1 protein-coding gene is annotated in these 1,699 nt (G+C 59.7%); it reads left to right on the top strand.

Going from position 1 to position 1,699, the window contains the following annotated elements:
- A partial coding sequence (locus AC1D1P_RS22615; protein ID WP_477674533.1) for a tyrosine-type recombinase/integrase occupies positions 1-1,338 on the top strand: 1,338 nt, incomplete at its 5' end.
- Positions 1,339-1,699: the final 361 nt, after the last annotated feature.

A 1,699-nucleotide genomic window follows, 5' to 3' on the forward strand; every position in this document is an offset into this window, starting at 1 on the left:
GTACTCGTCCAATACGATTTATTGACATCCCGATTCAAAAGGGGGAACAATGCGGGGAACAAAACCCGATTTTCGGGTGTTCAAGGATTCTGTTCCCCCATGTTGACTGAAATTCAATGCCGTAACGCGCAGTGTCCCCCGGAGCGCGCGCGTGTCCGCTTTACTGATTCGGGGGGCCTGTACCTCGAGGTTGCGCCGAACGGGTCCCGCCGCTGGTTTTGGAAGTACCGGCGCGACGGAAAAGAGGGGCGGATGGCCTTTGGCAGCTATCCGGACGTGTCCCTTAAAGCCGCACGAAACGCTCGCGACGCAGCGAAGGCGCAGAAGGCAATCGGGGTCGATCCTGTCCAGGCCCGAAAGGTCGCTAAGTTGACGGCAGGCAATCCGAGCGGCGAGTCCTTTAAGGTCGTGGCCCTGGAATGGTTCAACAAGCAGAAGCCGTTGTGGAGCGAAGGGCACGCGACCAGGTCTCTACGCCAGCTCGAGCGCGATTTGTTTCCCTGGGTGGGGGAACGACGGATGAGGGACATCGGCCCGACCGAACTTCTCGCGACGCTGCGCAAGACCGAGGAGCGCGGCGCCATTGAGACTGCCGACCGGGGCTTGATGCTCTGCCGGCAGGTCTGGCGGTACGCCGTCGCAACCGGCCGGGTGGACCGAGACATAACGGGCGACCTAAAAGGAGCTCTAACCCCTTACCGCGGAACTCACTTTGCTGCCATCACAGACCCAGTCCAGTTTGGCGACCTGCTGCGTGCCATCAAACTTTACAAAGGTGGACCGATTGTGCGTGCAGCCCTGCAGCTAGCTCCGCTGCTATTCCAGCGCCCAGGTGAGCTGCGCGCAGCGACCTGGTCTGAAATTGATCTGGAAGAGGCTCTTTGGACCATTCCGGCGGAGCGAATGAAGCGCGGAAAAGACGGCAAGGAGTTTGGCGACCCGCACTTGGTGCCGCTGTCACGCCAGGCCGTAGAGATTCTGAAAGGCCTTCATGGATACACCGGGCACGGCGTGATGGTGTTCCCAGGTGAGCGAAGCCACGAGCGGCCTATTTCTGAAAACAGCGTGCGCACTGCGCTGATCACCATGGGCTATTCATCAGACATTCACACTTGGCACGGCTTTCGAGCAACGGCGCGCACCATGTTGGCTGAGCGCCTCGAGATCGACCCGCTGATCATTGAAGCCCAACTCGCGCATGCCCTGAAAGATGCAAACGGTCGGGCCTACAACCGCACTCAGTACCTGAACCAACGACGGAACATGATGCAGGCTTGGGCTGATTACCTAGACAAGCTGCGAGAGGGGGTCAAAATCGTTCCCCTGCTGGCGGCTTAGCCGCTCGCTAAGTCGGGGATATCTAGGGAGTCGTGAGGTCCTTGCGACAACCGCTTCAGCGACCGCAGCGATTCTACTTTCGCGGAACTAATACCAACAATGGCATGGGAAAGCAGGCAACCAGCACTGCCACAATGAGCGCATACTGGTTGATGATCTACACCACGACATGAATGCGGCGCAGCGCCTTCGCTTGCGCAAGCCCGGCATCCTGCCACCGCCATGACCTCACCAGCTATTAAGCTGGGGTTCCGCGCGCGGATCATTCTGCTGCTGGTGGCGCTCACCGCGCTGCTGCCGGCTACAGTCGCAATGGGCTTCTTGTTCCAGCAGCGCGACCATGACATCGCCCAGGCCGGGT

The sequence above is a fragment of the Polaromonas sp. P1_E1_2 genome (assembly GCF_056406035.1).